This is a genomic window from Nonlabens sp. (genome assembly GCF_018401815.1).
Taxonomy (GTDB): domain Bacteria; phylum Bacteroidota; class Bacteroidia; order Flavobacteriales; family Flavobacteriaceae; genus Nonlabens.
This window is the reverse complement of sequence record NZ_JAGYKG010000003.1, coordinates 298,415-312,371: the sequence shown is the minus strand read 5'-3', so window position 1 is coordinate 312,371 and position 13,957 is coordinate 298,415. Positions and strand designations below refer to the sequence as shown.

Annotated in this window: 16 protein-coding genes; all 16 read right to left on the bottom strand. The window is 31.8% G+C overall.

Annotation, left to right across the window (positions count from 1 at the left end):
* Positions 1–55: 55 nt before the first annotated feature.
* Complete coding sequence (locus KG732_RS08035) at positions 56–1,291, bottom strand: hypothetical protein (RefSeq protein WP_213522271.1); 1,236 nt, start codon at positions 1,289–1,291, stop codon at positions 56–58.
* Entirely contained in the window at positions 1,288–2,166 is an 879-nt protein-coding gene (locus KG732_RS08030) for a glycosyltransferase (RefSeq protein ID WP_213522269.1), read from the bottom strand. Before KG732_RS08030 ends, KG732_RS08035 begins: the two co-directional genes overlap by 4 nt.
* Positions 2,154–3,593 (bottom strand): lipopolysaccharide biosynthesis protein, encoded by a 1,440-nt coding sequence (locus KG732_RS08025; protein ID WP_213522268.1) that lies wholly within the window; start codon positions 3,591–3,593, stop codon positions 2,154–2,156. Before KG732_RS08025 ends, KG732_RS08030 begins: the two co-directional genes overlap by 13 nt.
* Positions 3,593–4,207, bottom strand: coding sequence for an HAD family hydrolase (locus KG732_RS08020; protein ID WP_213522266.1), 615 nt, complete (start codon positions 4,205–4,207; stop codon positions 3,593–3,595). Before KG732_RS08020 ends, KG732_RS08025 begins: the two co-directional genes overlap by 1 nt.
* Positions 4,185–4,886, bottom strand: coding sequence for a hypothetical protein (locus tag KG732_RS08015; protein WP_213522264.1), 702 nt, complete (start codon positions 4,884–4,886; stop codon positions 4,185–4,187). Before KG732_RS08015 ends, KG732_RS08020 begins: the two co-directional genes overlap by 23 nt.
* The gene (locus KG732_RS08010) at positions 4,879–6,408 is read right to left on the bottom strand and encodes an aldolase catalytic domain-containing protein (RefSeq protein WP_213522256.1); all 1,530 of its coding nucleotides are present in this window, start codon (positions 6,406–6,408) and stop codon (positions 4,879–4,881) included. The genes KG732_RS08015 and KG732_RS08010 overlap by 8 nt, the downstream gene beginning before the upstream one ends.
* A complete protein-coding gene (locus KG732_RS08005; RefSeq protein ID WP_213522254.1) occupies positions 6,405–7,688 on the bottom strand; it encodes a CDP-glycerol glycerophosphotransferase family protein in 1,284 nt (427 codons plus the stop codon). Before KG732_RS08005 ends, KG732_RS08010 begins: the two co-directional genes overlap by 4 nt.
* The gene (locus tag KG732_RS08000) at positions 7,685–8,779 is read right to left on the bottom strand and encodes a DegT/DnrJ/EryC1/StrS aminotransferase family protein (RefSeq protein WP_213522252.1); all 1,095 of its coding nucleotides are present in this window, start codon (positions 8,777–8,779) and stop codon (positions 7,685–7,687) included. The genes KG732_RS08005 and KG732_RS08000 overlap by 4 nt, the downstream gene beginning before the upstream one ends.
* A gap of 56 nt (positions 8,780–8,835) precedes the next feature.
* Entirely contained in the window at positions 8,836–9,375 is a 540-nt protein-coding gene (locus KG732_RS07995; protein ID WP_213522250.1) for an acyltransferase, read from the bottom strand.
* Complete coding sequence (locus KG732_RS07990; RefSeq protein WP_213522248.1) at positions 9,375–9,791, bottom strand: FdtA/QdtA family cupin domain-containing protein; 417 nt, start codon at positions 9,789–9,791, stop codon at positions 9,375–9,377. Before KG732_RS07990 ends, KG732_RS07995 begins: the two co-directional genes overlap by 1 nt.
* Positions 9,775–10,185, bottom strand: a complete 411-nt coding sequence (locus KG732_RS07985; protein WP_213522246.1) for an FdtA/QdtA family cupin domain-containing protein — start codon at positions 10,183–10,185, stop codon at positions 9,775–9,777. Before KG732_RS07985 ends, KG732_RS07990 begins: the two co-directional genes overlap by 17 nt.
* Entirely contained in the window at positions 10,185–11,048 is an 864-nt protein-coding gene (gene rfbA / locus KG732_RS07980) for a glucose-1-phosphate thymidylyltransferase RfbA (RefSeq protein WP_213522244.1), read from the bottom strand. The genes KG732_RS07985 and rfbA overlap by 1 nt, the downstream gene beginning before the upstream one ends.
* A 135-nt stretch (positions 11,049–11,183) precedes the next feature.
* Positions 11,184–11,534: a GxxExxY protein gene (locus KG732_RS07975; protein WP_213522242.1), complete on the bottom strand. Its 351-nt coding sequence runs from the start codon at positions 11,532–11,534 to the stop codon at positions 11,184–11,186.
* 30 nt (positions 11,535–11,564) lie between these two features.
* Positions 11,565–12,626, bottom strand: a complete 1,062-nt coding sequence (rfbB, locus tag KG732_RS07970; protein ID WP_213522235.1) for a dTDP-glucose 4,6-dehydratase — start codon at positions 12,624–12,626, stop codon at positions 11,565–11,567.
* 150 nt (positions 12,627–12,776) lie between these two features.
* Positions 12,777–13,613: a RhuM family protein gene (gene rhuM, locus KG732_RS07965; protein WP_213522233.1), complete on the bottom strand. Its 837-nt coding sequence runs from the start codon at positions 13,611–13,613 to the stop codon at positions 12,777–12,779.
* A 56-nt stretch (positions 13,614–13,669) separates the two neighbouring features.
* Positions 13,670–13,951, bottom strand: coding sequence for a GxxExxY protein (locus KG732_RS07960; protein ID WP_213522231.1), 282 nt, complete (start codon positions 13,949–13,951; stop codon positions 13,670–13,672).
* Between the last annotated feature and the right edge of the window lie 6 nt (positions 13,952–13,957).

The window sequence follows — 13,957 nt, the reverse complement described above, 5'->3', positions numbered from 1 at the left end:
GAAATTAGATTATTGTCTCTACATTGCTAAAAAATATTGTTTCATTAATTTGGAATTAAAAAGATTTTCTAGAAATAATTACATTATTAGAATTTTTAAGCTTTATTTCTAAAATTTTATACAAATAGATCAAAATTAGTATTCTTCCCCCTGGAGTAGCTGAGAAAATAAAACCTTTAAAGTTTAAGATTAAAATAGAGCTAAAAAAAATAAAAAAATACCAATCTTTAAAAGAGTAGTAAGAAGAAAATCTTTTTACCTGATTTATAAAAAGAATACCTAGCAAAAACAAAAGGAAAAATCCTCCATAATAAATCTGCAAGATATAACCAACATCACTCGATTGCACATCAGACCTTCCAAAGAGTGACTCTCCTTCTCCAAATATCAAACCTATCAAGGTTTTAGGAAAAACGATGAAATCACCACCAAGCGTAGACAACGTATTAACTCTTGAATAATTAGTGTTAAAAATTAAATCAGAAATTGAATAAAAAAACTCTAAAACCCATTTTTTATTATTTAAAGCTATATCAGTAACATAGGGATATCTATATCTAATAAAAAAAACAATAGCAGTTAAAAGAAGAGACGCCTTTAATAAACTTTTATAGTAACTTTTATTACAAATTATATAAATTAAAGTCAATATAACTGGTACAAATCCTATTCTTGCGTTATAGATAACCGCAAACAAAAAGAAAATAAATGAAATAATATAAAAACTATTTTTTCTAAGTTTGATTAAAGAATAAGAAGCAAACAATCCCATTACAAAAGAATATGTAAATGTTAAATTTTCAGATATACCATAACTCCTGTATCTAAAATCAAAGTTTTTATAAGCCTCTAGTTCATTTAGATTTATCCTTACTGAATTATACCAATTATCAAAAGCTGGAAAGAAAACTAGACCAGCAGTAATTATTGAAGCTGTCAAAGATGTATAAAATAGATACTTTAAAAGGTCTAAATTATTTTGGATAAAATACTTACAAATAATAATACCCAAAATATAAGATTGAAATCCCCAAGCCATAAACCTAAATGAATATACTTCTTTAAGAGCTAAAAGATCTCTTATTATGGCATAAAGAACTATTACACCTAGAATTTTTAAATCAGATTTAAAGAATTTATAATCGTTTAATTTTATTTTATTTAGAATTATTAAATATATTACCAAAAAAATCTCCGCAGCAATAAAGTAATATTTATCTATTACAGGAGGCTGAAAAAGATATAGATATAATATAAAAATTAAGAAGGAACTTTTTAAAATAGCTTTCATTCGTTCCAATTAAATACTAAGTTGTATATTATTATCAGCATGTAACGGTCAATTATTCTACCAGATTTTATTATATCACTTATTGCACTAAATTTATGGTTTTTCTTTTTTGCTTTTAACAAAGATCTTCTTAAATAAGACTTTGAAACTGCTTTACTGTATTTTTCCTTATTTTTGTACTTTTTTAAAATACGAATCTGAGAATCAATCACACTGATAAACCTATCAAACCTTTCAATTGAATTGCCTACTCTATAAAAAGAAAGATATTCATCAATAAACCCTATACTATATTTACTTGAAATTCTTAAATTCATATCATAATCTTCTACGATTTCAGACTCATCATAATACCCTACTTCATCAAAAATTGATTTTTTGAACATGTAATTAACTGGCGGATGGATTTTAAATAGAAGTATATCATCAAATAATCTACCTCCTTTTAGTCGATCGTTTCTTCTATCCAAACGATCGATGATTTTTGAATTTACATCAACATAGTGAACCTTACCAAAACACATAGGTATATTTGAATTCTCTTCCATAAAACGAACCTGTTTTTCAAGCTTATTTTCTGCCCAAAAATCATCTGATGCACAAAATGTGATGTACTTTCCCGACGAAAATTCTTTAATCCCTCTGTTTAAGGTAGCTGAAATGCCTTTATTTTTTTGCGCAAATAATCTGAAATTAAACTCTTTCGATAACTTCTCCAAAATTTCTACAGAATTGTCTGTTGACCCATCATCTATTACAATAAGTTCGTAATTTGTATATGTTTGATTAATAATACTTACAATACATTCTTTTACATAATTAGAATGGTTATAACACGGAACTAAAATACTTACTAAAGGTTCTACTTTCTCCATAATCTTTCTTTAGCTATGTTTTTGATTTCATTTAATTCTTTTATTCTTAACAGGTATGCTACTGATAGAAAGGTAAAAAACCCAACAATAACACCTGCCAATATTTTAAGGTATGTATCTTGAATAAAGTATATAACAACCACAGTAACTAACGTCATTAAAACACTCGCAATTATTGTTTTACTAATATCTCTTAATTGTTTCAAAGCTCCATAATTGAAAAACTTAGCAGAATAATATGTGTTAATAAGGTATGAAAAAAATGAGGTAAATACTTGGCTAATGATTACTGCCTCTATACTTAGAGGTATAGTAATTAACAACGCAATAATAATCATAGGTCCTTTTATAAGGTCTACTTTTAAAAATAAATCTGATCTACCAATAGCATTTAAAACACTTAAATTAACAATACTCATAGGAGTTACTATCCTCGCCAAACAAAACCATTGAAGTAAGGGAACAGCAGGGAGCCACTTCTCTCCTAATAACACAGAAATTAGTGGTTCAGCAACTACGGCAAGCAAAAGCAATGTGGGAAAAGTTATAAATGCAGCAGTTTTTATAATTCTACTATATACTGATACCAGTCTTTTTTTATCATGCTGAAGTGATGAAAGAATTGGAAAAGTTACTTTTTGTAATATGCTCGAAATTAAACCTGAAGGTGCTTCTGCAAACTTTTTAGCTTCACTGAAATACCCTAATTGTGATGCCATATAAAATTTCCCAATTGCCAAATTATAAGCTTCTTTTAAACTTGTTGCATATATCCCAGCCATCAGCAATTTTGACCCGTAGCCAAAAAGGCTTTGAAAGGAAGTCTTTGAAAAAATTAACGACAACCTCCAGTTACCTATTATCCAAAGTCCTATGGCAGTTACTGTAGATATAGAAATAGTTTGAATAACCAATGACCATACACCATAGCCTAAAAAAGCAGCTGCTACGCCAATTCCACCACCTATCAACATGGCAATAACATTGACTTTGGCCAACAATTTAAAGTTAACTTCAATCTCTAATTTAGTTCGCTGTACAATTGAAAGCGCGTTTATGATTAATATAATCCCTAAAACACGTGTCAGTGAAGTCAATAACGGCATTTGGTAGAACGAGGCAATATATGGCGCTGATACAAATAACAGTACGTATAAAACAACACTAACTACTAGATTGAATATAAAAACGGTTGAATAATCTTCATCAGACCTGTCTTGCTTTTGGATAAGCCCCGATCCCATACCACTTTGTATAAAGACCTGCGAAACTGCAATAAAAATGGATAACATCCCAATTAATCCAAAATCCTCCGGAGTTAAAAGTCGAGCTAGTACTATTCCTATGACGAATTGACCTATCGTTACAGAAAAGCGCTCCACTGCATTCCATATAAATCCTGAGGTGGCTTTTGATTTTAATGTCATTAAAACATTCTCATATCAGACAATGGAGCTACTTTTTTGCTATTGTAGCCCATAAAAAATATTCCATTATTTTTTGCAGCTTCATAATCATTAATCGAGTCGCCGATTAAAATAAATTCTTCTTGCTTATAATTTTGTTCTTCTAAAATATTGGCGACCAGTTTTTTCTTAGGAGTTGGTGAGCCTTCAATGCTTTTAAAGTATTGATTTATCCTAACCCCTTTACATATTTTTCTGAGCTCCTTGCCATCTGAACCGGATACGATATGCATTTGGTACTTTTGGTAATTGGCTTTAACAAAATCATTGGTTTCTTTGATGAGTAAATCTTCATTTATTAAGTTGGCATACATGATTTCTGAGAATTTATCTGCCCAAATTTGAACTTCTTCATCAGTAATTTCCTCACCCCTAACTTCTTCAAAGAAATACCTGAATTTGACATACCTCGATAAGCCTCCATTGGCTTGGTGAAAATCCATGAGTTGTTTGACTTGGTCTTTAGGGTAATCGGCTAATACCAATTCAAATCCTTTATCCCGAACCGCATTGGAATTCATTAAAACACCATCGAAATCCCAAAATATGGTTTTAATTATATTTGAACTTTTCATAAAGTATTTCGGCAAGTTTAAAGTCTTCTTCACAATCAACATCAGTTGATTGTATTTGATTCTGTTCTAAAAGAAATGGTTTTATTCCTACTCTGTCTTTTTCAATTTTATAAACTCTTTTCGGAGCTATAAAAACAGCTGAATTTACTTCATACATTTTTATTAGGTCTTGTGTACGTGGCCATTTTTTGTCATCGTCTTGTTGTTTATTGGTGACTCTATTTTCTTCTTCTGACCACATAAAGTTTTGTATTGCTTTTACACTCATTAATGAATCATAACCTTCGTTTATATTTTTTAAATATAGTTCAATTGCATAACTATAATCAAGCGTATCAACAAGAGGAGACGTTACATGTGTCCAAAGTATGTGTTCGTTATTACATATAGTTGGAACATAGTTAACTAAATCTACTAAATCTGTTGTACTTAAAGCTAACTCATTTGGTCTTAGAATAACCTTTAACTTAGTAGAGATTACTTTAAAATTTTCTGCAATTTCTATTGATTTTTCATCGTTTGTTGAAAGCACAATTTCATCAATATTATCACACTTAACTAACTGTCCAAGTTTAATAGCTAATAAGCCTCCTTCAACTCCTGCGAATCTTTTTGTATTCTTATTTACAACTCTCTCACTACCAGATCTTGTTGGTAAAAAAACACTAACTTTATTCATTTAAAAAGGCATAAACAGATTTTTGTAAAACTGTATAATTAGTTAAAGTCAAAGAAATTAACTCTACATCCTCCTTTACTTTGCTAAACATGTATTCATTTTCAATAAAAAGTTCTTGTTCTTTTTGACTAATGTCTTTACTGTAACCATCATAGCCTACTAAATATACTCTTTTTAATCCAATATCTAAAACAGTTTGAAGTGCTATTGCAGTGTGTGAATCCTTAAATTCTTCGGTAAAACTTACTTCTTTTAATTCAAAAGCATTGTTTTCTAATGCTTTAGGTATATATGTCCCCATTTTTCTTGGAAAAGGAGGTAAAATACATTTGCCTTCAATCTTTCTTTCTCCGAATACTTCTTCCATACGGTGACCCTCGTTGCCCACCAAACAAAAGATTTGTTCGTTAGGCACTTCAGTAAAACTCAAAGCATTTTTAGAACTCGCATGAATCACTAAAACATCAGGATTCTGGATTAAAAACTGATCTATAGCAGCTGAATGTTCTACAGGACTTGGTCCGCCACCAACAATTAAAGCGCTTTGGTATTTGGTATCGTTGGTTGTTAATTTTGGTAAGGTGAGATTATCTTCTTTTCCTTGACTTTGGTTATTCAAGGCTCTTATAATAGAATTGAACGAATAATAGCGTTTACTAACCCATTCCATCACTTGTTTTTGGGGTAAGGAATTTGCTCCTGAAACCATATAGGGTAAATTTGTTCCCCATTCATATTTCTTTTGTAGTTGAGAAAAGGAGTCAACCACTTTGCTCAGCTCGTTGTAATCAAAATCCACTTTGCCTTTAGCCTGCAAAGTAGTGAGTAACAATTCTGTCTTTAAATTTCCTGCTCCTCGCCCCATACCGGTGATGGTAGCATCTACAATATCCACTCCTTCTTCAATAGCCACAAGTGTATTGGCAAGAGCCATTTCTAAGTTATTATGTCCATGGAAACCTAATTTAACATTTGTTTTTGAACGTACCAAGGCAATAGTTTCTTTTACATCTTCAGGATACACCCCACCAAAGGAATCTACCATATAAAAGTAATCCACCACACCATCGACCTTGGGTATTAACCCTAGGAAATCTTTTTCATCTTTCCAGGTTGACATATACATGACATTGAAAGCGACTTCAAAGCCAAGTTCTTTAACTTTTTTCGCCAATATTAATGCTCTTTTAAAGTTCTTAGGGTCTATAGCCATTCTAACCATAGTTATATAATCTTTAACGGGCAGCAATAATTCCTCAGCATCTTCTGCTCGAACATCCTTCTCGTTTAAAATTATAACTAACTTCTTATTGCTTTGTGCTTTTAGTTCTTTCAACACAGGAACTGGACAATAAAAATATTTACCCAAATAACCTTCTAATTGTTTAGAGCGGTATCCAACTTCTAAATACTCCACTGGTAAGTCGTTAAAAGCTTTTAGATAAGTATTTACCACTTGATCTGAAAAATCCCAGTTGGTATAATAACCCCCGTCTCGTATTGTACAATCTAGTATCTTCATCTTAATATTTTTTCTAAATGTTTTACAATTCTTTTTCCTGCTTTACCGTCTGCTTTTAATGTGTTAATTTGAAAATCGCTTCGAGGATTTTTAAATGGATCCTTATCTTCTAATATCGAAGTTATAAATTTTTCTAAATCATTTTTATTTGAAATAATTTCATGTGTAGAAATCGCTTTTCTGCCTATTTGGTTAAATCTTTCAATATAGTTATTACGATTACTAGTGTAAGCTACAGGTTTATCAACACATAAATATTCAACCGTAAAAGAACCACTATCATGTATAAGTGAATCTGAATGAATAAATAAATCTAAATAATCACCCCAATGTATTTGGCAGTTTTCTCTTAGCTCCCACTTCGTTAAATATGCATCTGTTTTGATCTTACCCCAGTTTTCTTCTTTAGAAAGCAACTGAAATAAAAAAGGATGCGGTTTTAATGCTAACTCTATTACTTCTTTATACCTATCAGCCAATTGTAGCATAAATTCAGCATAATCTAAAAAGCAGCTCCAATCTAAGCCAGTTTCCTGCTTTCCTGGAATTGTCCAATGGGGTCCCCAAATAATTTTTTTACGTGTTGACTTTGGATTTTTCCACGGATTGGAAGATGTATTTTTAAAAAAGCGATCCAGTTGAGGAAATCCTGACACAAAAGTATTAGACCCTTTCTTATCACTATATTCCTGATACATTTTTTGATGATAAGGGGTGAGTGCAAATAATCTATACATCAGATTGAGCTTAAAGTTATTAAATTCATAATCCATCAAATTGTCAATATTGAAAGAGTAAGGTATATAACAATTTAAAGAATTTTTATTGTGTAAAATTCTGTAAGGCCTAATTGACAAATTGTTAGGATTCAAAAAGAATACTATATCAAAATTTGGTATTTGAGTTTTAACTATTTCAGATTCTTTTAAACCTTTAAAACCAACAATATATCTATACCTATTCTTTTTAACTAGACTGAGGCATTGTTCAAATTGTTGTTGAAGAAAGCTATCGCCTTTATTAATTAATGGACAGATAACTAGATAAGGGATGAATTTGTCACTTTTTTCAAATGCTTGATATACAGTATCTGCTTTCCAGGTGTCGGCATTGAATATGTAAAATGCAATCTTAATTTTACTTTTCTGTTTGAGTTCTTTTAGAATACGATTGTATTGATTGTCAAACTTTTTATAGAAAAAATTTTTTTTCCACCTTCCTAAAATTCTAAATAAAGGCTTTGGGATACTATTTTTAACCAAAGATTTAATTTTACTCATATTTTATCAGTTACCACTTTCAAAGTTTTCTCGTCCATACCCACCCACAACGGTAAACTGATTAGCGTTTTAGCCAGTTCTTCGGCTATTGGAAAGTCTCCTGCTTTATAGCCTAAATGTCTGTATGCTTTTTGTAGATGTGGTGGAATGGGATAATGAATTAATGTTTGGACACCATTATCATTCATATATTTTTGTAAAATATCTCTTTTTGATGTTCGAATTACAAATAAATGCCAAACGTGACCTTCTTCATTTAGTACTTCGGGTAAAATGATTGCCGGATTTTTTATATGTTCCAAGTAATAGTTGGCCATACATCTTCTTTCTAAAATATCCTTTTTAATGTATTTTAACTTCACATTTAAAAATGCTGCCTGAATTTCATCCAATCTTGAGTTTAAACCTTGATATATATTCTCATACTTTTTATGTGAGCCGTAGTTCCGCAATGCGGTGATAGTTTTTGCCAAAGGTTCATCATTGGTGGTTACCGCACCAGCATCACCTAAAGCCCCTAAATTTTTCCCTGGATAAAAACTATGGCCGGCCGCATCCCCTATGGAACCAGATACTTTTCTGTTCCATAAAGCGCCATGGGATTGTGCGCTGTCTTCCACTAATTTTAAGTTATGCTTAGCACATATATCCAACATTTGCTGATCAATAGAATTTTGGCCATACAAATGAACGGTTAATATAGCTTTTGTTTTGCTTGTGATAGCAGCTTCCAATTTTGATGAATCTAAATTATAGGTCTTGTTATTGGGTTCTACAAAAACAGGAATTAAATCATTGTCTGAAATTGCCAAAACGGAAGCGATATACGTATTAGCAGGCACAATTACTTCATCGCCTTTTTGCATCCCCCCCAGTTCTATATAGGCTTTAAATATTAACCGAAGAGCATCCAACCCATTTGCAACCCCTAAAGCATATTTTACGCCACAAAAGTTAGCATAGTTTTGTTCGAAAGTTTCCAATTCTTTGCCCATTAAATACCAACCAGAATCGATTACTCGGTTTGCTGCTTCTTTTAACTCCTGCTCATATTGAGCATTTATTTTTTGTAAGTCTAAAAATTTAATCATTTGTTTTATATTGGTATATTCATAGTTTACTTAACAAAAAAAATACAACAAGCGTATCATTCATTTATATTAAAAGTATTGCCTAATTTATTAGTAAATTCTTTAGTTTCTATTGGTATTTTTTTACCAAATTCATCCACGTAAGCTACTATTCTAGACGGATTACCCATAACTAAAGCATGAGGTGGTACATTTTTAGTCACTACTGCTCCAGCGGCTATTAAAGAAAACTCTCCTATTATTAGTCCCGGTGTTAAGATTGCGCCACCTCCAATTGATGAGCCATATTTAATTGTTAAAACACTTGGAATAAAATTTGGATTTTTCGCCCTTGGATATTTATCGTTTGTTAAAGTTACATTGGGTCCTATTTGAACATTATCCTCTATCCTTACACCATCCCAAATGAAATTACCACATTTTATAGTAACATTATTACCAATCAACACATCATTTTCAATAAATACGTGTGAATTAATATTACAATTATCACCAATTTTAGCTCCTTTTAAAATAACTGCGAATTGCCAAATAGTTGTTTTTTTTCCAATATTTTCAGATTGGACATCTGATAGTTTGTGACAAAAATATTTCATTATTTATATTCTAAATATTCTTTATAATTCTTAATATAATCCTTTTCATCGTATAAATGAGATGCCAAAACCAAACAAATAGAGCCCGAAGAAAAATTATCCAATTCACGCCACAATCCCGGCAAAATATGAAGTGCAAGATTTGGTCTATTCAAACTCACTAATTTTCTATTTTTGCCATCATCTAAAATTACATCAAAACTGCCGCTGGCTGCAACAAGGTATTGTTCCAGCTCATAATGTGCATGCCCTCCACGTGCTTCACCACCCGGGATGTCATATAAATAATACACCCTTTTTACATCAAAAGGAATGTTAATAGAGTTTTCTATTACCGTAATATTTCCAGAGATTGTATGGACTTTAGAAACATCGATTATAGAACAATCAAATACTGTATTATTTTTTAAATTCATTTCTAATACTTTTGAATTCGTCAAAATCCCTAATATAATCACTAGCATCAAATGACATAGACGAAACTATTAATGCCAATGAATTTGTGGAAAAATTTTCTATACTTCTCCATAGAAGTTTTGGCACATAAAATCCATAATAAGACCTATTTAAACTGTATTTCATTTCTTTTTCACCATCATTTAGAACTACATCAAAACTGCCAGAAAGAGCAACAATAAATTCATATGATTTTTTAAAGGCATGACTACCTCTAATTTCACCCCCTGGTACATCATAAATCCAATAGGTCCTTTTTATATCAAAAGGTATTTGATTGCTATTTTCAAAAAAACTTAAATTGCCTCGTGGGTCTAAAAATTTTGGCAACTCTATTATCCGTGCTTTTTCCATTATGTCGTTACAATTTTCAGTATATAGTCGCCATAGCCACTTTTTCCATATTTTTTAGAAACTTCAATCGCTTGTTCTTTATTAATAAAACCGTGTAAATAAGCAATTTCTTCAATACAGGCTATTTTTTTATCGGTACGCTTTTCGATGACTCTTACAAATTCAGAAGCATCGTCCATTGCGTCTATAGTACCTGTATCTAGCCAGGCCATTCCACGTGTCATAATGCCCACTTCCAGTTCTCCCCTCTCAAGGTACATTTGATTTAATGTAGTAATTTCTTTTTCTCCTCTATCAGATGGTTTTACTTTTTTAGCAAATTCCACAACCCTGTTATCGTAGAAATACAAACCTGGTACTGCGTAGGAAGATTTTGGATTATTAGGTTTTTCTTCAACACAAATGGCTTTGTTGTTTTCATCAAATTCTACAACGCCATAACGTTCAGGATCGGTCACCGGATAAGCGAATATAGAAGCTCCTTTGATATTGGTTTTGCTGCGAAGCAAGGCTCCAAAACCGCTGCCATAAAATATATTGTCACCTAGTACCAATGCCACTTTATCTTTTCCAATAAATTTTTCACCAATAATAAAAGCTTCTGCCAATCCATTTGGTTCTGGCTGTGCGGCATATTCAAATTGACAGCCAACCTGAGATCCATCTCCCAACAGTTTTAAAAAAGCTTCCTTATCGTGAGGTGTTGTGATAATTAAAATTTCACGAATACCTGCCAACATTAAAACTGATAATGGGTAATAAATCATTGGCTTGTCGTAAACAGGCAATAGTTGCTTACTAACCGCTATTGTTAATGGAAAAAGCCTTGTTCCTGAGCCACCTGCTAATATGATTCCTTTCATGTCGTTTTACTGATTTGCACAAATTTTAAAAATAATTTCGAGAATTTTATTAGGATTGAAAAGGATTACGCGAATTGCGTAGATCCATTCTTCAAAATTTTTATTTAGTGTTTAAGAATCTTTTCCAAGCTACCTTTATTCTCCAAAGTTAATCAATAAACCCAATTTATAATTAGTGGATTTAAGGTAGTTTATAGTTTGAGCTTCTGTGTCTTTATGTAAAAATGAAGCAGCTTTAATTTCAATAATTATTTTATCAAACCAGATAAAGTCAGCTATAAAATATTTTTTCAACGGAACATCATTGTAATAAACCTGAAGTTTCCTTTTACTGTCAAATTCTATTTCCTGGCTTTCGAATTCTTTCTCTAGTGCTTCATGATAAACAGATTCCATAAAACCAGCACCTAATGCAGTATGCACTTTCATGCATGCATCAATAATTTGAAAGCTTTCTGCTTTGTTTAAAATCTTTTCGAAATCCATTTGTGAAATTCGATTTAATTTGTGCTAATTCTAAGAATACTGCCCACTATAATACTTCTGATAAGCTCCAGTCGTCACATTTTTCAACCAAACTTCATTATTTAGATACCAGTCTATGGTTTTGGAAAGCCCTTTTTCAAAGGTCACACTGGGTTTCCAGCCTAATTCTTTATTTATTTTCGAAGCATCTATGGCGTAGCGTAAATCGTGACCTGGTCTGTCTTTGACGTAAGTAATAAGCTTTTCACTTTCACCTGCCGGTCTATTCAGTTTCTCGTCCATCTGTTTGCAAAGTGTTTTTACTAAGTCGATGTTTTTCCATTCGTTGAATCCACCTATATTATAAGTTTCACCTATTTTACCTTTTTCTAAAATCAAATGAATGGCAATAGCATGATCTATCACATAAAGCCAGTCTCTGGTATAATTCCCATCGCCGTATACCGGCAAAACTTTATTATTGATAATATTATTTATAAAAAGAGGGATAAGCTTTTCTGGAAACTGATTAGGGCCATAGTTATTGGAACAATTACTAATGATATAGGGTAAACCAAAAGTTTCGCCAAAAGCTCTGACGAAATGATCGGAGCTGGCTTTTGATGCGGAATAGGGTGAGTTTGGATCGTAAGCTGTTTGTTCAGTAAATAAACCTGTATCACCTAAGGTCCCATAAACTTCATCTGTGCTGATGTGGAAAAACAGGTGATTTTTATCACTGTTTTTCCATGAGTTATTTGCAGCATGTAATAGATTCAAAGTTCCCATCACATTGGTTTCTACAAAGGCAAACGGGTTGGTGATTGACCGATCAACATGAGATTCAGCTGCCATATGTATCACTGTATCAAAATTATATTTTTCAAAGAAATCAGCAACTTGTTTACGGTCACAAATGTCTGCTTTCAAGAAGGTGTAATTCTCTGCAGTTTCTACATCTTTTAAATTTTCTAAATTACCAGCATAAGTCAAAGCATCCAAATTAAAGATATGGTAATCAGAATATTTATTAACAAACAAACGTACAACATGGCTGCCTATAAATCCTGCACCACCTGTGATGAGTATTTTTTTGTTTTGTATTTGTTTCATGTTTGTTTTAAATTTTCACAGATTTTTAAAAGGATTGGAGAGTTTTAAAAGGGAATGCAAGGATTATTTAAAAAAGATTCCACGGATTAGCGCGGATTACGCGGATTGTTTATTTTGTGTTGATAATGGTTTACCATTTCCTGACCACTGTTATAATTTACCAAGTAATTCTTTAGGATCGATATTCAATTTTGAGAAAGCAAACCATTTTTTGCCCAAGTCTTTTAAAGAGGCGCCTATATGATAGAGTTCAACATTATCTATGACAATAAAACGGTCATGTGCATTTTTGAAAACCTGAATAGTTATTGGCGCATATTGTTGGTTATGTTTATCTAAGTCCAATTGCAAGGCAGCTTCTATTTTATGTGTATATATTGTTGCATGCACTTTCTGTGCTCTTTTTGAAAGCAGTAACAATACACTTTCATCACAATAATTATCTATGAGAATAATCGATTTTTTGGCCGATTTAATAATCTTGGCTATAAGTTCATAAGCGTCAAATATTTGTCCATCATAAAAAACACCCTCGCTTGGAGGCAGTGTAGTTCTTAGCAATAAGTCAAATTGATTGTTCCTCTCTTGTAATTGAGTTACTTTTTGCTCCAAAATATCCATTCTGTTGTGCAATGCATACCCTTTTAATAAATATTTTTTTAAAATAGTATTGGCCCAGATTCTGAATTCTATCCCTCTTGTTGATTTTACCCTGTAACCAATAGAGAGTGTCATATCAAGATTATAGTGCGCCACCTGATAAACTTTACCATCCGTTGCAGTTGTCGCAAATTTTGCGACAACTGCAATTCCTTTTAATTCCTCCTTCAAGGCATTATTTATATGTTTCCCAATAGTTTTAACATCTCTATCAAACAACAAGGAAAGTTGTTGCCTATTCAACCATACCGATTCATCTTTAATCTGCACCTCTAAATGAGTGGGCAGATGATTGGGCTGGTATACAATTATTTCATTGTTATTCATTTAGACTTTACTGTAAGTTTTTTTTCTTGTATTAAGATTTTCACGAATTATGCGAATTATTGCGAATTGGGTGAATTTAATATTCTTTTATATGTTAAAGAGGGTGTACCAAAATTAATGAGCATTCCCAATTCCATTTTTGTGCATTTTAAATAGTTTTTCAATTGTGCATTAAATACTATAGGCATTTGTAATACCGCTTTTATTTCCAAAATGATCGTATCATAACATACGAAGTCTGCTCTGTAATGCTTTTGCAATTTCTGATTGTCATAAAATAATTCCAATTTCACTTGTTTTTTAAAAGGGATCTTTTGGATTTGAAATTCCTTTTCCAAAGCTTC